Origin of the sequence: Nocardia sp. NRRL WC-3656 (assembly GCF_000720265.1) — a bacterium.
Taxonomy (GTDB): Bacteria; Actinomycetota; Actinomycetes; order Mycobacteriales; family Mycobacteriaceae; genus Nocardia; species Nocardia nova.
This window is the reverse complement of the sequence record NZ_JOJF01000051.1, coordinates 1-16,235: the sequence shown is the minus strand read 5'-3', so window position 1 is coordinate 16,235 and position 16,235 is coordinate 1. Positions and strand designations below refer to the sequence as shown.

Below are 16,235 nucleotides of genomic sequence, written 5' to 3'. Positions count from 1 at the left end.
CCCCAGCGAACAGGAGGACACCCCAGCACTGACCGCCTGACCGACCAGGATCACGCGGCAATCACCCCGATACACCACGCAATTGGACTTGACCATTCCGGCACAGCGGGAGGGCACAAGGTGCGGCGGATAGTTGCGATTACTGCGATGGGAGCGGCGCTCCTAAGCCCCGGATGTACCTCTACGACTGACGGTTCGCCGACCGCAAGCACGACTGCAGCTCAGGCGTCCGCGCTGTGGAATCCGTGCACGGGTATCTCTGGCGACGTGTGGCACCGGGTTGGAGTCGATCCGGCGACGTTGAGCGACAAGATCGGCGGGAGCGTAGCACCGCCCGATGGGTTCAAACTTTGTGGCGGCCACGACGATCCGTGGACTTACTCCGTTGATGTGTGGTCGCAGAGGTACGGTGTCGACGACTTCCGGCGAAAGGAGTCGGATTCGGCGTTCACGCCGCTCACCGTCAGTGGCAGGGAGGGCTTTCGATACAGCAAGAGCAGCGACGAGTGTGGTGTGGTGTTTGCTTCCACGCAAGGATCGTTCAGTATCGAGGTTGAGAAGCAAGAGATGGATGACCAGTCGGTGCCGTGTGACCACCTGGTCCATGTCGCCGGCGCGATCGTGCCGCTACTGCCGAAGTAGGCGCGAAAGGGGGAGTCGATGGCCGATAGCAATGATGTGACTCTGTGGAAGTTCCTCGCCGAGGAGTCGAAAGCGGGGCGGCTGAATCTGGATCCATCAGTGGCATCGGACTGTCTGAAGGCCTGCGAAGACCAGCTGCAGGTCTACCGCGAGTGCCGCGATATGACCCGGCAAATGTCGCATGTCACCGGCCTTGGTGACTTCCCCGCCGCAGATGAGCTGGCAAAAATGCTAGGGGCCAAGGCGGTTGGTGGGGAAGGCAACTTTCACGAGGCGTTCTCTGAGCACATTGAAGTCCTGACCCTGATCCGCGACACGATCAAGTCCTCGGTCGACAGAATCAGTGAGCAGGATCGACAGAATCAGCGTGAGGTCGCGCAACCTGAATAGTGCGTCGCGCTGCTTGTACTCCTTCGCTGCTCGACGCAGCGGACTCCTGCGGGACGCTGGGTCCAGCGCGGAGTGATAGGCGCCGTCAGAGTTGGCCGGCCCTGACGGCGACCGTGAACGAATCCCACTCGGCTGCGCTGAATACCAGCTCCGGGCCGCCAGGACACTTGGAGTCGCGAACGCCGACCGAATCTGCTCCCAGGAACGCCACCTCCACGCACTCTTGGCTTCCAGAGCTGTAGCTGCTCTTGAACCATTGCGGATTCGACGGCTCGGTGCTCACTCCCGTAACTCCTTCATCAGCGTGCGGATGAGGTTTTGGCTGTCTCCGTCATCCAGCGCGGCTCGCTGGATCTCAGCATAGGCGTTTCGGTACTGCCGTACCTCATCCGGTTTTTCCAGATAGAGCGCTCCGGTGAATCCTTGGATGTATACGACCGGTGGCTCGGTCAGCTTCGCCGTGGGATGCCTCGGGAACTCGAGCAGTACGAACGGGCCGGCAATCGTTCCGATATGCCTGCCGACCTGCATCGGCACGACCCGCACCGACACGTTCGGCAGGCGCCCGATCTCGACGAGGTGGTGGAGCTGGGCCGCCATCACCTCACGAGATCCGATCAGCCGTCGAAGGGTGCACTCGTCGATGAGGGCACAAACTGCCAACGGATTCGTTTTGTCTCGCAATCGCTGTTGCCGTCGTTGGCTGAGTTCGATGCGGCGCTCGACTTCATCCGTCGGCATGGAAGGAAACTCGGTCCAGATCACCTCTCGCCGGTAGTCGGCTGTTTGAAGTAGGCCCGGCAGCAACAGAGTGCTGTAGGAACTGAACCGTTTCGCCGCGTCTTCGAGACCCACGTAGAAGTCGAAATGCTTGGGAATCTCGTCACTGTATGCGTGCCACCAGCCCTTTCCCTGCGACTCTTCCGTCAGGGCGAGAAGGACATCCGTGGTCTCCTCGCTCACCTTGTACAGCTCGGCCAGGTGACGGATGAACAGCGGATTGATCCGGGTCGGTTGGCCGGTTTCCATGCGCCAGAACGTTTGTCCTGAGACGCCGATTGCCTTCCGTGCGGTATCGACCGCGATGCCCGCGTCCGTCCGTGCGTCTCTCAGCAGGCGGGCGAGGATGCGGCGCGGGAGGGTGGAACCTGTAGTCATCGTTTCACTCCGCGAGGGTGTCACACCAGCTCCTGTCGTTCGTTTGGGAATCAGTTTGACGTCTCTCCAGGAAGCTCGCATATATATCCGCGAAACTTCGCGCAGGAATATTCCAGTTTCGGCGACCTCGTGTTGAGCTGAGCGGGCGACCACAGCAGCGGTGAGATCCCAACGGGCTCGTCAGCCAGGAGGTCGCGTCGAAGGTCTTCTACGAGTCGAAGGTTCGCTCATGGATAGCTTTGTGGCAGGTCGGAGGTCGATGTGGTGAGCACACGCCTTCCGGGGAAGAACCGTGTACTGCAGGCGTGTCGAGGGATCGACTACGGCGATCACCTCGTGTTGCGCCTGGCGCATGATCTCGCAGAGCTGCACGAGCGTCGGCTGAGTGCGGGAGCGGATGTCGTCGTCGAAATCGACCGGGCCCGTGTGAATTTGGTAAAGGGGATTGATGACTGGGCGGCGGCGTCGCTGCCGCCGGCGATCGGTGCCGCTTACGTCCATACCGAAACTGTCGGTGCGATAGTCGATCGCCTTGCTCAGCTCACTGCCCATGCCTTCGCCGCCTTGGCCGGAGGGCCTGTGGCAGATCTGGGAAACGCTTGGAAGCGGCTGGCGGAGTTGGCGATCGGCTACGAGGATCTCGTCGAACAAGTGCATACCGGGCACCGGCGCTTACCCGGCGGGCTCTAGAGCTCGGCTTTCAACTGTGACAAGCCAAGTCGCAATGGAGTTCGCGCGGGGTTGGTCAAACATTCGCCGGTATCTCTGCTGCCCGCCCGATCGGGCTTGTCGCTGCTGCAGGTTTCCACCGTCCGTCCATAACTGACTGGGCGGCAGACAAATCTAGGGGAGGAAGAGATGGCAGATCAGAGCGCAGGGCGCCCGGGGAGCGATCTTCCCGATATCTCGGGGGAGCCTCCAGCCTCTCGCCCACTCGCAATCGGTATGGTACGGCTCGGCATCTCCGGTGCTGAAATTGCGACACACGCTCTCGAAATACAATGTTACGCAGCTTCTCTCGGCTATCGGTGGTTATTCACCCTCCGGCATCCAGGTGGCATGGCGGACCCTGTCGGATACGTCTTGGCGATCGCGGCGGGGATGGATGTGTCGGCCATCCTCGTTCCCGACCTCGACCACATCGACAATCGAGCGGAACGCGTCACGGCCGGCTTCGATCTCGTTACCGTTGCTCCCGCGCGACTGTGGCGCCGCGGAGAAGTGGGACCTATTGCGGTGCAATCGCTTCCACTGAATGACTGCACCTTCGAACCGACTCAACTCGAACGCGACTGTGCCCGTCGGCTGTGGGAGGTGCATCGCGACTGCTTCCCTGACTGCCTGGCCAGGCTCGCGGCGAGCGCGGCGCTGTCGGCGCTGGACGAAGTGGATTGATCGCCGCTCGCGTCGTTTCGTTGCCCTGCGGCGGCCGATCCCACTTTCCGCATTCACTGCTCGGAACTGCTGTCAGGAGCGACCAACCAGCTGCTACGCATACGAAAGCGAGGAACTATGCGCATTGATGCCATCGGCTACCTGCGTCGGGATGTCTCCGGCGTGCGTCAACCGTGGGATGAGACCCAGATCCGTTCGCTGGCAAAACGACTCGGCTACAACCTGCGCAAGATCATCACCTTCACGACCCAGGTCGACGACGTCGGGCTTCGGGTCCGCAACATTGCCGAACGGCTCGGAGTCGAAGCTGTGTTCGTCCCCAGCGTCGACCACTTCGAGGGCGGTGTGGTCCCCGCGAAGCTGGTGGAAGTCGCCGATGTGATCACCGTCGAACCCGAATACACCTATGCGCGATGGGCTGGCGGAGAACTGCCGGCCGAGATCGGGCGCGAGCAGTGACGGCCACGTTAGAACGCGGCCATGGCTTGGTCCGCACCAACAGTGAGGGTGCCCCTGGCGAAGGTTTCGAGGATGCGCTGGTGGGTTTGCCTCGGCAAGTGCCGGTTGCCCGGCTCGCCGAATGGCGTTCCGGGGCGCGCGGGTGATTCGCCGAGGAGCTGATCGAGGCCGGGCCGGGTGACCATCAGCAGCCCATGAGTCGCGCGAGTGCAGGTGACGGCCAATCGGCCGAACGCCGAGTTGAATTCGTCGAGGCCCACGGCGGAATTCAACGGGTGCACCGCAACTGTGATGCCGTTGGTTTGCCCCTGCCAGGAGTCGACGGTCGAGGCAACCAGGTCGCTGTCGTCCAGCGAGTACTTGGCGCGCAATCGCTCGACGACGTCGGTCGCGTCGTCGACAGCCTGGTTGCGGGTCGCGAGGATGGTGATCAGCGGATCGCCGTTGTGCTCGCCCGGCCGTGCGGTCTTCGTGTTTCCGGTCGGCGTCCCGGTGTTGTCGTACTCCGCCTGCTCGAGCGAAAAGCCCACTGCGAGTAGTTCGTCGAGCAGCGTCTCGACCGCTCGCATCAGCGGCAGGTCGACATCGGCGGCCTCGGGGTCCGCCAGGCCGTCGACCTCGAGCAAGGTCGGTACGCCGGTGCCGACCTGCTCCCAGATCAGAGCGGTCGGCGCGCGAAGTCCATCGCCGATGACCAGAGCCCGGTCACCCGGGGCAGCCACACAATTGAGCTCGCGCCACTCGGGATAGAACGCCCGCCACAGGTCGAGGTGACCGGCTGCCGGCCGCCATACGGCCGGAAGCTCTCTTGACCAGGTGCGCTCGTCGGTTTCGAAATCGGTGGGCCAGGCGCGGTACGGGTTGTAGCCGGGATCGCCACGCCACGGATTCGTGCCGACCTCCAGCGGTGGCAGCTGCCCCACATCGCCGACTCCGACCGTGATCGGCGCGACTTTCGCGACCTTGTCGAACAGATGGTGCGGAAGTTGCCACGCCTCGTCGACGAACAGGACGTCGAACACGAAACCCTCGTGCTGGGACGGGGCGAAGTGTTCCCGCATCCGCTTCGCCTCACCCATCGCCCCGAGCTTGTGCGAGGTAGAGATGACGACCATGCAGTCGGCCGGTATGTCGGTGGTGCTCGTGGCCACGGTTGCATGCGCGGCCGTGTCCTGCGGGACGTCGGCCAGCCGGTCCTTGGAGACGAACAGGCACACACGGTTTTTGCCGAGGGTGCGTCCGATCGATTTCGCTAGCGGGTGGATCTGTTTGTTGGTGAAGGCCACGATCGCGACGCGCGAACACCGAGGATGAGTCACGGCGTCGGCTACCAGCCGTGCCAAGACGAATGATTTGCCTGCTCCCGCAGCCGCTTTCAGCAATATGCGATCGAAGGGCACCGTGCCCGACAGCGCACCTCGCAGCACTCCGACGGCCTCCTCGGCGACCGCTGCATTGCCCGCCGCAGCCTGCGCGTGATGGGTTCGCTCGGTGTGTTGCCGGCGCGGTGGTGTGAATTCGATCGTCATTCGAGGTCGTCCATCGTCATGTCGTCGGGCACTGAGGTCTCGGGCTCGGCGGTCGTCTCCGCGGAGGGTGCGCCGGAGGGCGTCACCTCGAATGCGTCCGCGTCCACCACCGGTGGCCAGGCTTGCGGGTTGAGTTCGCCGCGGGCACGGCGTTCGGCGAGCTGGTCTGCCCAGTCGGCTTCGGAATCCTCATGGGGCCGGCAGCAATACCGGTGGTTATCGGGTTCCTCGGCGTAGGAATCGGGTCCGCATGTCGCCTTGGGAGCCGAGTAGTGGTCGGCTGTAGGGCGGGCGACGTTGAGGAATTTGTTGTTCTTATTGGACGAGAACCACTCGAAGTCGGCTATCACGAGCCGGTCACCGACCGACAGCTCCGGCACGTACGCGGGCGCCCATTCGAACCGGCGGGGCGTGTCGTCGACACTCGACAGGGGACCGATCGACATCCCCGCGAACTTGAAGCTGCCCTTCTGGATGGTGAGCTCTACGCCTGGCCGCTCGACACACGGATCGCCGTTGATGTGCAGCAACACGATTCGAGAATCGACTCCGATTCTGCGCGATAGGATATCCAAAATGATCGGATTCACCTGCACCACAATCGCATTGGCGATCGATCTCTCGCCGGCCGCTGCGGCGCGATCCGCCGCGGCCTGAGGGTTGCCCAAGGCGACCAGTTGGCTACGGCACCTGTCGTCGCCTTCGATGACGGGAACGAGCGAGTTGCGCCAGTGCCGGTAGGTGCGCCCGAACCGCACGAGATCCGACGCGTGCAACTCGATCCGGCGGCGCCACACTTCCTGCGCGTCGCTCTCGACGGCGCGGTGCACTTCGCGCAACGTCGAATCAGGCACGGAGTCGAGGACATTCAGCGCTCGCTCCAGTACCGAGCATTTGCAGTGGAGCTCCTCGGTGACGAGCGCGTCGTAGGTCTCGAGGTCGGCGGGCATTCGGTTCGATCCGACCAAAGCGCTGTAGATGGCGTCGGATCGCCGGTTGGTCAGTCTCGCACCGGGGGTGTGCTCGCAGGATTCGATGTCGTCTTCGAACTCTCGCGGATTCAGCTGGTCGCGGCTCATGGATTCGGCCCACCCGACCAGGTAGTCCAGGCGGCGGGACGCGACCGAGGGCCCGCCGGCGACAACGTGCTGCGCCAACGCTTCGCGGACATCGACGATCGGTGACCGCAGCGTCAGGGCCCGGGCGCGATCTTCTTCCAGCAGGAACGACACCGCCGTACGCGCGGTCTGCGTCAGCTTCGGCGGGGTCTGCGCCGGTTCGCCGTTGAAGGTCAACGGTGGGCGACCCATCGCCCGATCCTGCTCCCAGCGCAGCCTGCTGAGTTCGATGCCGGCGAGGTTGTCGGCGATCGAGGCCAGGATGTCGGCTGTGGCGGAATCCGGGACCACAATGTGTACGGAGTTCGGCGCGTTCCTGTTCAACCTGCGCTGCTCGGTCATCGCCTTACGCAGTTCGCCACCGAGGAGGCGCATGACATCTCGACGCGTTTCCGGTGAGGACTGGGGATCGTGGAAAGTGGTGAGCTGCCATGGTTCCCGACCGTTGGCGGTGACGCGCTGCAGAGCGATGCCGTGGATTCCGAGCGCGGCGGTATCGGACTTGGCGATCACGACGTTGACTGTGCCCGGCAGTCCCGCCGGATCGACACGACGCTGACCCGTGGACTGCGCGACACCGTCCCGAGTAGCGATCACATTCGCCACGACGGATGCGGGAGCTGCTTCACCGGTCCCGGTGCCGTCGACGACGCCGAATACATGTGGACGGATGTCCGCGCCGATTCCGAGCTCGATCAGCAGGTCGGCCGGATCGGCCGACGTGCGGAGTTCGTTGCGGCAGTACGAGAAGAGTGTGCATGTCGTGCAGGTCGCGGGGTCGAATGTCGCTCGCAGGTGGGAGACGTACTGGGTGAGGTCTTCCGCATCGTCGTAGGGCTTCTGCTCGGCCTCACGACGTCGCTCCGCGACCCGCATTCGTACTTCGGTCCGGTGATCGTCGAGCTGTTCGACGAGGGCCTCGGGCTGCAGAAAGGCGTTGCGCGGCACGGCCAGAACGCCATGGGTGTGCACCGACATTTCCCGCGGCCGCCGTGTCCAGCTCTCGGCTGCCTCAGCGCCGAGTGCGACTTGCAGAAAGCCTTTCAGCAGTTTGGTGTCCTGAATCCGGGAGCGCACGCGTTCGTAGTCCTTGGCGTCTCCGATGATCAGCCAGCTCCCATCTCCGCGGACCGCCGGGGCCACCACGGCGAAGTCGGGTTTGACCTCGGTGGCCTGATCGTCCTCGAAGCCGGGAAACGGAACCGCCAGGCCGTGGATCAAGGTCGCCGCGCCCTCGGTGATCGCACGAGAGTGGGCGTCGTCGAGCAGTTTCTCGGTTTTATCCAATCGCACACGGGCATTCGCTGTGACGACGGCTGTGGGCCGCTCCAACTTCAGCCGTCCGACAGCGGTGGTGGCGATTTCGCTGACGAACTTGGTGTCGCGCACCAACCGCTCGAAGGTCACCGCCCGCATCCATCGTGCCTCGGGAATGCGGCCCGAGTCGTCGGCGAAGCCGACATCGGTAGCAAGTTTTCGTCGTGTCCGGCCGACCACCAGGGGATCGGTACCCCGGAACCGCGCGCATGCGGCGTGTGCGGATGCCGCGACGGCACTGGACGCGCCACCTACCGACTTGCTCCCCATATCAAACCCCTACTCGAACCCCACCGAGGACCACTGCTGGATCGCGGCGAGTTCGAGCCCTGTTACAGGGCGACGGTTTGCCGACCACGCCGATCGCTCACTGGCTTTCGGTCCGGAGGCGGAATAGTCGTTCGAAAGCAATACCGCTGTTCGATCTACGAGGCGTGGTGGCTCGTCTGCGCACGCCAGAGCGATGTCGCCGATCCAGGCACCAGCATCAGTTCGTCTTGGTGTTCTTCAAGTGGCGGCCGATGTAGCCGATGTAGATCTTGCCGTTTTGGGACCAGCGGTCGAGGTAGTGCATGCGTGGACTGATCGTGCCGTTTGTGCCGATCTTGAAGTGGGCTTCCATCTCGATTTTTCCTGTGGGTGAGATCTCCAACGGGACCGGGAAGCGCCGTTGTTCACCCCATTGCTGCATCGTTACCGCGGTTTCTCTGCGCCCGTGCTTTTTCGCCGAAATCGCTCGATAGCCATCGGGAGGTTGCGTCAGATAGTCATGTACCCCTCTGGACCATGCACCATCCGAGCGGGCACGGATGTAGCCCCGCAGTGCGAGCACCGCCTCCCAACAGGTGCGGGCAGACGTGCAGAGTGGATCGTGGTCTGCCAAGGATTGGCATTCCTCCGGATTTCCCGTGAACACGATGCCTTCGCTTTCGACGTCCCGCAAAAGTCTCAGCAGATCGTGATAATCGTTCGGGTATTCGGTGATTTCCGAAGCGGGCGTGAGCGAATTGGCTACTTCGAAGGCCTTGACCTCTCGGAGTTTCCCACGTAGCCAACGAGTTTCATCCGAGAGTCGCTGTCGCTCATCCTGTGCCTCACCGGCTTCGAGCTGCCACGCCTGAACTTCTTCGTGAAGCTCGGCGAGCTCGTCTCTCAGCTCATCGATCTCTTCCTGCTTCTGGTTTACCAGCTGCACGGCGGCCCCACGTAGGGCGTCCCGGTCTGCGCTTTGCTCAACTCGCTGTCTGATGGACTCGAGCTCGGCCCGGTTGATACTCGTCAGACCTAGCACATCCATCACGAGGTCCAGCGTTTGCTGCGCGGCGCTGTCCGGTGCATGCGTCGGCGCCGCGTTGGCCTTGTCCTGGGGCGCTTCCGGAGTGCGAGGCGGGGCGGTAGCCGTTTCGATGCCGATGTCGCGGCGGGTGTCGTCGACCGGCGCGAGGGTTTCGGGGGCCGCCGGAGGGGGTGAGGCCGAAACCTCCGGTGGCGCAGGATGTTCGAGCGGAGCGGGGCGCTTGTCCGGCGTCGGCGTCGGAAGCAGCCTCGTCAGAGTCTCGTTGTTTTCGACTCGGTTCAAAGTCCGGACATACTTCAAGATGTCCGGCGGCAGCCTGCGCTGCATCGCATTGCGGCGGGCAGTGCGACCGAGTATCCGCTGTAGGGCGTGCGTCGAGAGATCAGCGAGCGGCCCCGGGCCGAGATACCTGTGCTGACGGTGGTTTCCAGGTTCGGCCGGATCGGCGCCCGGCATGAAGGTCCGTATGGTCCAAGGGAATACAGCATGCGAGTCGCCGATAACATTGCGTAATTCAGCAGTTGCGAGAGGGTCGAGCACGGCGACTTCGGCTTGCCCGACAACCTGCTGGGTCCACAGAGCGACCTTCTCGTAGAACCGGTCGAAATCCAGCCGCTCATCGGTGCCGGCCACCACGATCAACCCGTGGCGGTCGGGATCGGTGATACGAGCAGCGAGATCTTCGACACTGTGGATACCTATTCGCGCCGGCTGGGGCGTCAACTGCAGTGATTCATCGGGCCGCACTGGCAGCAGGTCGACCAGGGTCGTGACCACGCGGGGGGCCTGTACCCAATTCCTGTGACTGTTTCCTACTTCGAGAAGAAACCACCCGGTGCCGCCTTGCGCTGGAGCGTAGGCGGAGAACTCGGTTGTCCATGTGCCGGTGCCGGGCTGCTCCTCGGTGAGCCGGAAGCGGAGGAGATCTGCGCTTCCGACCGAATGACGGACAGTCGTCAGAGACCGAGCGCCATCGGTCTGCGCGCCTGTCGAACTCAGATCGACGACCCACCTCTTCTGCCGTTCCAGCCACCCCTCGAACTCCCGCGTGATGATCGACAGTGACGAACCATCCGTGTCGAAGTGGGCGAACGACCGGTAAGGCTGGTTATCGGCAGTGGGTCCCGAAGGGCGCGATTTCGTAGCGAGAGCGAGGGGTGTCGGGGTCACTGGAATCACCTGTCCCATAGTCGATTCGGACCGTAGACACCACTTTCGCCGAAAACCTGGTGCGGTGCCGAGAGAACGCTGAAATTTCCAGCGACCCTACGGATGACGTAGCAAGAATGGAGGACCGTGCGGGCAGGTCATGTACTGCCTACGTGGCCCGGCCGTCGGTAACGCGGGATCCCGCACGCTGGCGCACTGCTGCGGCTCGGGCGGCGAATCCACGCAACAAGCAGCGAAACGTCACATGCAGGTGGTCGATATCACGGCTTGTGAGCCCCCGCTCCGGCGAGATGATCGAAGAGCGCCCGTCGAAGCAAAGGGACGAATGGTGCTGCCGCGCAGTAATGTTCACGCGCCTGTCTACAACAGGCCGGATTCCTCGAGCCCAGCACGCAGGCGTTGCTGATGCTCCGGCGGGCCCTGCCGGTATGGCATGCGCAGCGCGTCGGAGGAGATGACGCCGAGCATTTTCATCGCGGCTTTGGCTTGAATGGCGCCCTGCGAGACGTGCATGATCGCATCGACGGCGGGGATGAGACGCTGGTGGATCTCGCGTGCCCGAGACAGGTCACCGCGGTCGACGGCGGCGATCATCTCCGCGTAGCGATCGCCCGCGACGTGACCGACCACCGACACGACGCCGGTCGCGCCTTGAGCGAGGTGTGGCAGGTTGACGACGTCGTCGCCGGAATACCAGAGCAGGTCGGTCTTCGACATGATCCGACTGGCCTCGAAGAAAACGCCTTTGGCATCTTTGACAGCGCGAACGGCGGGAATGTCGGCCGCGCGGAGAATGGTGTCGGTGCTCAGCGCCGTCCCGGTCCGGCCCGGGATGTCGTACAGCATGACGGGCACACCGCCGCCGGCCTCGGCGACCAGACGGAAGTGTTCGAGGATGCAGTCCTGCGGCGGCTTGTTGTAATACGGCGTGACAACGAGCAGAGCGTCGGCGCCACAGCTGACCATCTCACGCGCCGCACGAGTGGAGTGCTCGGTGTCGTTGGTGCCGCAGCCGGCCATCACCTGGACACGGTCGCCCACTGCCTCGACCACCGCCCGCACGCAGGCGTAGTCCTCCTCGTCGGTGGTGGTGGCGGACTCACCTGTGGTCCCGTTGACCAGCAATCCGTCATGGCCGTGGTCGGCGAGGTATACGGCGAGGTTCTGCAGGCCGTCGTAGTCGATCGAGCCGTCGGCGTGCATGGGGGTCACCATCGCCGTGATGACTCGACCGAAGGGGGTGTCCACCATGATCGTGAGATTACAGGCGAGCACCTCACTGCCTGTGCGGACGGTCCGTGCCCATGCGAAGGGCCTCGTCGGGGTGGTTCCACGGGCGCTCTCCGGGGGCAAAAGCCTCAACTAGCGACCGGCCCGAGTGGTCGAGTGCGGCGTAAATTGGTAGCTAGAGGTTTGCCTTATGCAGCAGCGATGGTGGGTGTGGATTGCCGCGTTCCTGATGACCTTGGGAATGTGCACTACGTTCGCGTGCAGTAGCGGCACCGACACCGGCCCCGCCGCCCGCACCGGCACTGGCACCGGCACCCGCACCGGACCCGAGCAGGCGGCACCTGCCTCGCCCCCACCCTCCCGGGTAGGGGTGCCCGTGCTGGTCGCGAAGATAGACAACAGCCCGCAGGCACGGCCACCGGTTGGGCTCGGAGCCGCCGATGTGGTCTACGTCGAGCCGGTCGAGGGTGGTTTGAGTCGGCTGGCCGCGGTGTTCTCGACACAGAAGCCCCCAGTGATCGGACCTGTCCGGAGTGCGCGGGAAACGGATCTGACGCTGTTGGCCCAGTTCGGCAACCCGACGTTGGCATCCTCTGGTTCCGCACCCGAGCTGATTCCCGCCCTCGATTCCTCCTCGCTCCAGAACGCCTCGGCCGATCTGCAACCCGCGGCGTACTTCCGCGATTACAGTCGCGCCGCGCCGCACAACATGTTCGTCCGCCCCGATCAGTTGCCCGAAGGCGGCGGCTGGCCGGAGGCTTCGCAACTGCACTTCGGTCCTGCGCCTGCCGGCGGCCGGCACACGCAACATGAGGAAGCGCGGTATCCGGCTGCGGTGGTCGGCTTCGACTGGTCACCCAGCGATCACGGCTGGCTGGTGTCCATGGATGGTGCTGCCTACAGCGCTGCCGATACCGGACGGCTCACGCCAAGTACGGTCGTGCTGCAGAGTGTGCAGGTGCAGAACTCGGCCATCAGCGACGTGGCGGGCAGCGTCTCACCTCTGGCCCATACGACCGGTAGCGGTCAGGCACTCGTACTTCGCGACGGCCAAGCGTTCCCGGCCACGTGGTCCCGGCCCGCCCCGGAGGCGGGCACAACCTATACAACCCCCACTGGTACAGCCATCCCCTTCGCGCCGGGGCAGGTCTGGACAGTTCTGATTCCAGAGCAGCTCTGGTGACCCCTGTCCTCGCGGAGCGACCGATGATGCCGAATTCGGAGATGTCAGCGACGTACCGACCGCCGGGCCAGGGGAGTGGGACGCCACCGCTGCTCCGGCCCGAGACTGCGGCGGGATCGATGGATATGAACACCAAGAACGGTTTCGAGTCCATCATGTTGGGGGCGATCCCCGTTATCGCTTCCCGGTGGGCCGCGCCGAGTTACTGATCGACGCGCAATTCACGTCGCCGCCGCGTGGGGCGAGGAATCGCACTCGGCCGGCGTACATCGGGTCGCGATAGAGCAGGGTTCAGAGACACCCCGCATCAGGCGCAGCGCGGCGCAGGTGCATTGTTGAAGCGGTCGATTATCCACGCGGCGGCTGTCGGGACGTTGGCGAATTCGGGAATCCCATGGCCGACAGCGGTTCCCGGGACGAGTGGTGGCAGCTCGATGGTATCGAGGGTGACCGGAACCCCGCGCGAGCACCAGGTTTGCGCGAGGTCGTGCACGCGACTGTAGGGGACCGCGTCGTCATTGACGTTGGCGGCGAGCAGGATCGGCGAGCTGGGGGTGAGGTTTCCGACCGTTTGTTCTTCGACGATGCGTCGCCCGACCGGGTCGCCGACGACCGCCGCGCCCAGCGATTCGCCGGTGGTGGTCCATTGCGAGGTGTGCTGGAACGAGTAGCTCAGCAAGGTTTCCGCGACGCACTGGTTGGCCGTGTTGCGCATCATGGCCCGGCCCTGATCGTTGAGGACACGGTCGAGCACGGGTTGGATTTCTGGGTTGGTGCGCACGGCGCCGTTGAGGAAATAGCCGACGGCTCCGATCAGGGTGCTTCCATCGGCTCGGGCCAGGGTGTCGTCCAGCTTGACCGGCGGGGCGCCGGCGTAGGTGCCCTTCATGTTCAGCTCCGGCGCGTAGGTCGGCTGGAGCTCCGCGGCGGCCGCGGCGGCGTGGCCGCCTTGGGAATAGCCCCAGAACCCAACCGGCCCTTGCGAACTCAATGAGGTTCCCGGCAGGCGCTGCGCCGCACGTGCCGCGTCGATTACCGCACGCGCCGAGGCGGTGCGGTTACCGTAGGGGTGGGGTCCCGGCGTTCCGAGGCCGACGTAATCGGTGAAGACGACCGCGATCCCTTGTGCCAGTAGATAATCGACGGCCGGCTGTTCGTAGGCGATCGACATGTCGAACGGCGGGCGGTAGTTCAGCACGGACTGCATCACGATCGACGGCGCGCACTGGCGCCCCTCGCCGATCGTTCCCGAAGCCAGCGACACCAAAGGCCGCGGCCCCGTGCCCGGCCACCGAGTGCTGGGCTCGAAATATGTGCCGGTCACAGCGATCGCGCGACCGGCGTCATCGACGCTGCGATACATGATGCGCCGCGCCGAGCCGGGGAAAGTGCCCGTCGGCGAGGCGGCCGACAGAACCGGGGTGAAGGGCTGTTCGCGAATCACATCGCCTGCTGCTACGCCGGGCAAGACCGCGGGCGGATCGTAGAACGACCCCCACGAACCGGACGGCGCCGGCACATCGGCGGGGCTTGCCGAGCCGTGCGGCGTGCCGACCCCGGTGAACAACATCCCAAGCGCCGTCACAAGCGCTGCCGAACAGGTCCGGACACTGCGTCCCATTGCGTATTGCTCCATCCCGTCGACCCCCACCACAGCTCCTCGGTAGTGACACAAGACACACAGGGTGGCTGCGTGAAGTAATTACAGACACTCAGTGTCCGAAAGTCAAGGATTCGGAACCGCAATCGTCCGGCACAATCGAGATCGTGAGTTCCCCGAGGCGACCGCAGGACACCGCGCCCGCACGTGGCCGTCCGCGAGACCCGGGCATCGAGGCTCGGGTGTTCGCCGCAGTGCAGACCGTCTATTGGGAAACCGGCTGGTCAGGCTTCACTATCGACGCAGTCGCCAAGACAGCCGGAGTCGGCCGCGCGGCGATCTACCGCCGGTGGCCGACCAAGATCCAACTGCTCATCGCAGCACTCGAGCAGGTCTCGCCGCTGCACGACCCGATCGATACGGGCACGACCCGGGGCGATCTGAAAGAGCTGACACACCAATTACTTACCGGCTATCAATCTCAGGCTGGATTGATAGCTCTGCGAGTCGCACTCGACGCCCGGGTGTTTCCCGGGCTGCTCGAACCGCTCACCCGGACCATCAGCGCCAGCCGATTCGCGAGGACCCGCGACATAGTGCGGCGCGCCATCGACCGCGGCGACTTGCCCCCCACCACCAACATCACCACGTTGCTGGAGATGTTGACCGGGGCCGCGCTGAGTCACGTCTTGTTCTCGCACAAGGTGATTGGACCACCGGGGCCCGACGCCGCATATATCGAGCGCCTGGTGAACATGGTCATGACGGGGGCGAGAGCGGAAAGAGAGTGACATCATGTGCCGTACCGTCGATCGGAAGCCTCGGAGACCGACCGTCTACCGATCACGCGGCGGAGTCGTGCCGAGGAGCTCCCGCCGCCGGCCTGACTGCCGAGTCCACACGCCACCCGCTCATCCCCGCAGCGATCGACGATCGTCGATTCGAATGGCCAGGATCGTGGTCACCGCTCGAAGCCAGCGTGCGAAGAGGTCGTCGGTCTCCACCGAGTGACCGATGCTTGCGGCCGCTGTGAGCCAGGAACGAGTGATTTCGGTTTGCGGGGTCCTTGGCAGTGGCTCGGGTAATTCGAGGGCGCGGCTGCTGATGCCGCCGGCGTGTACGACCTCGGCCAGGTAGGTGAGCGATCGGGGGATCGTTTGCGCGCGGTCAAGGTCTACTGCCGCGCCTACCGCGCCGATACTGAACAGATTGCGGCGGGCGACGTCGTTGTCGCCGGCCAGTCCGGCGCGCAGCATTGCGTCGATATCGAATGTCGCCAACTCGCTGCCGGATAGCGATCCTGTCATGTCTCGGACTCCTAGCGTCGGCGCGCCGCCGACTGCCGGCGAAATGCGTACGGGGCGTCACCATGTGCGCTGCAGCAGCTCTTTCGCGACCGCGATGCTCGATTGCCGTGCTTCCTCGGTGGACATCTGGGTGGTCCAGAAGAGGTGCCGTTGTTCGCCCCGGACGTAGACGTTCACCAGCAGATTGCCCTGCCACACGGCCAGTCGCATCAAGCTCTGATCGTTGCGGTCCGTGGCCACAGCGAATGTTGCTCCGTCGCCTAATCCCGGCACTGCGGTATCCGTTCGTCGCCCCATGGCGTAGGGGGTCTGCGCTTGCCGGTCGAATTGTTCTCGCGCCGTGGTCAAGTCCAATTGCGTGGTGTATCGGGGTGATTGCCGCGTGATCCTGGTCGGTCAGGCGGTCAGTGCTGGGGTGTCCTCCTGTTCGCTGGGGTCGG

Annotated in this window: 16 protein-coding genes; 7 read left to right on the top strand and 9 right to left on the bottom strand. The window is 64.2% G+C overall.

Translation table 11 applies throughout. The features are described 5' to 3' along the window. The first annotated feature begins 147 nt into the window (after positions 1–147). Both IG65_RS0132960 and IG65_RS0132955 read left to right on the top strand, forming a co-directional pair. Positions 148–642: a DUF3558 family protein gene (locus IG65_RS0132960; RefSeq protein ID WP_156055906.1), complete on the top strand. Its 495-nt coding sequence runs from the start codon at positions 148–150 to the stop codon at positions 640–642. 18 nt (positions 643–660) lie between these two features. Then, the gene (locus IG65_RS0132955) at positions 661–1,032 is read left to right on the top strand and encodes a hypothetical protein (protein ID WP_030518854.1); all 372 of its coding nucleotides are present in this window, start codon (positions 661–663) and stop codon (positions 1,030–1,032) included. A gap of 85 nt (positions 1,033–1,117) precedes the next feature. Here the strand turns inward: IG65_RS0132955 and IG65_RS37375 are convergent, their stop codons facing one another. Together IG65_RS37375 and IG65_RS0132950 are read right to left on the bottom strand one after the other, a co-directional pair. Beyond that, the gene (locus IG65_RS37375) at positions 1,118–1,315 is read right to left on the bottom strand and encodes a DUF397 domain-containing protein (protein ID WP_081879925.1); all 198 of its coding nucleotides are present in this window, start codon (positions 1,313–1,315) and stop codon (positions 1,118–1,120) included. Beyond that, positions 1,312–2,190, bottom strand: coding sequence for a helix-turn-helix transcriptional regulator (locus tag IG65_RS0132950; RefSeq protein ID WP_030518853.1), 879 nt, complete (start codon positions 2,188–2,190; stop codon positions 1,312–1,314). The genes IG65_RS37375 and IG65_RS0132950 overlap by 4 nt, the downstream gene beginning before the upstream one ends. 264 nt (positions 2,191–2,454) lie before the next feature. Between IG65_RS0132950 and IG65_RS0132945 the strand changes: the two genes are divergently transcribed. The 3 genes from IG65_RS0132945 to IG65_RS0132935 all read left to right on the top strand — a co-directional run bounded on the left by IG65_RS0132945 (position 2,455) and on the right by IG65_RS0132935 (position 4,044). Next, the gene (locus IG65_RS0132945; RefSeq protein ID WP_231509592.1) at positions 2,455–2,880 is read left to right on the top strand and encodes a DUF4254 domain-containing protein; all 426 of its coding nucleotides are present in this window, start codon (positions 2,455–2,457) and stop codon (positions 2,878–2,880) included. 393 nt (positions 2,881–3,273) lie between these two features. Continuing rightward, positions 3,274–3,585: a hypothetical protein gene (locus tag IG65_RS0132940; protein WP_156055905.1), complete on the top strand. Its 312-nt coding sequence runs from the start codon at positions 3,274–3,276 to the stop codon at positions 3,583–3,585. Between the two features lie 117 nt (positions 3,586–3,702). After that, positions 3,703–4,044, top strand: coding sequence for a hypothetical protein (locus IG65_RS0132935; RefSeq protein ID WP_030518850.1), 342 nt, complete (start codon positions 3,703–3,705; stop codon positions 4,042–4,044). 8 nt (positions 4,045–4,052) lie between these two features. Here the strand turns inward: IG65_RS0132935 and IG65_RS0132930 are convergent, their stop codons facing one another. From IG65_RS0132930 to dapA, 4 genes are all read right to left on the bottom strand, one after another. Continuing rightward, on the bottom strand, positions 4,053–5,573 hold the full coding sequence (locus tag IG65_RS0132930) for an AAA family ATPase (protein ID WP_030518849.1): 1,521 nt from the start codon (positions 5,571–5,573) through the stop codon (positions 4,053–4,055). After that, the gene (locus IG65_RS0132925; protein WP_030518848.1) at positions 5,570–8,278 is read right to left on the bottom strand and encodes a hypothetical protein; all 2,709 of its coding nucleotides are present in this window, start codon (positions 8,276–8,278) and stop codon (positions 5,570–5,572) included. Before IG65_RS0132925 ends, IG65_RS0132930 begins: the two co-directional genes overlap by 4 nt. 217 nt (positions 8,279–8,495) lie before the next feature. Then, positions 8,496–10,475 carry a hypothetical protein gene (locus tag IG65_RS0132920; RefSeq protein ID WP_030518847.1) on the bottom strand — a complete coding sequence of 660 codons (1,980 nt, stop codon included), beginning with the start codon at positions 10,473–10,475 and terminating at the stop codon, positions 8,496–8,498. A 360-nt stretch (positions 10,476–10,835) separates the two neighbouring features. Continuing rightward, positions 10,836–11,726 carry a 4-hydroxy-tetrahydrodipicolinate synthase gene (gene dapA / locus IG65_RS0132915; protein ID WP_030518846.1) on the bottom strand — a complete coding sequence of 297 codons (891 nt, stop codon included), beginning with the start codon at positions 11,724–11,726 and terminating at the stop codon, positions 10,836–10,838. 169 nt (positions 11,727–11,895) lie between these two features. On the opposite strand from dapA, the gene IG65_RS0132910 reads away from it, so the two are divergent. Next, the gene (locus IG65_RS0132910; RefSeq protein WP_030518845.1) at positions 11,896–12,888 is read left to right on the top strand and encodes a DUF3048 domain-containing protein; all 993 of its coding nucleotides are present in this window, start codon (positions 11,896–11,898) and stop codon (positions 12,886–12,888) included. A 307-nt stretch (positions 12,889–13,195) separates the two neighbouring features. Here IG65_RS0132910 and IG65_RS0132900 read toward each other — a convergent pair whose 3' ends face one another. Next, positions 13,196–14,539, bottom strand: a complete 1,344-nt coding sequence (locus IG65_RS0132900; RefSeq protein ID WP_156055904.1) for a lipase family protein — start codon at positions 14,537–14,539, stop codon at positions 13,196–13,198. A 191-nt stretch (positions 14,540–14,730) separates the two neighbouring features. Here IG65_RS0132900 and IG65_RS0132895 point away from each other — a divergent pair, with 191 nt between their 5' ends. Further along, a complete protein-coding gene (locus tag IG65_RS0132895; RefSeq protein WP_231509590.1) occupies positions 14,731–15,279 on the top strand; it encodes a TetR/AcrR family transcriptional regulator in 549 nt (182 codons plus the stop codon). Positions 15,280–15,399: 120 nt separating this feature from the next. Here IG65_RS0132895 and IG65_RS0132890 read toward each other — a convergent pair whose 3' ends face one another. Both IG65_RS0132890 and IG65_RS0132885 read right to left on the bottom strand, forming a co-directional pair. After that, positions 15,400–15,795 (bottom strand): hypothetical protein, encoded by a 396-nt coding sequence (locus IG65_RS0132890; protein ID WP_030518842.1) that lies wholly within the window; start codon positions 15,793–15,795, stop codon positions 15,400–15,402. Positions 15,796–15,852: 57 nt separating this feature from the next. Further along, positions 15,853–16,035 (bottom strand): hypothetical protein, encoded by a 183-nt coding sequence (locus IG65_RS0132885; RefSeq protein WP_030518841.1) that lies wholly within the window; start codon positions 16,033–16,035, stop codon positions 15,853–15,855. Between the last annotated feature and the right edge of the window lie 200 nt (positions 16,036–16,235).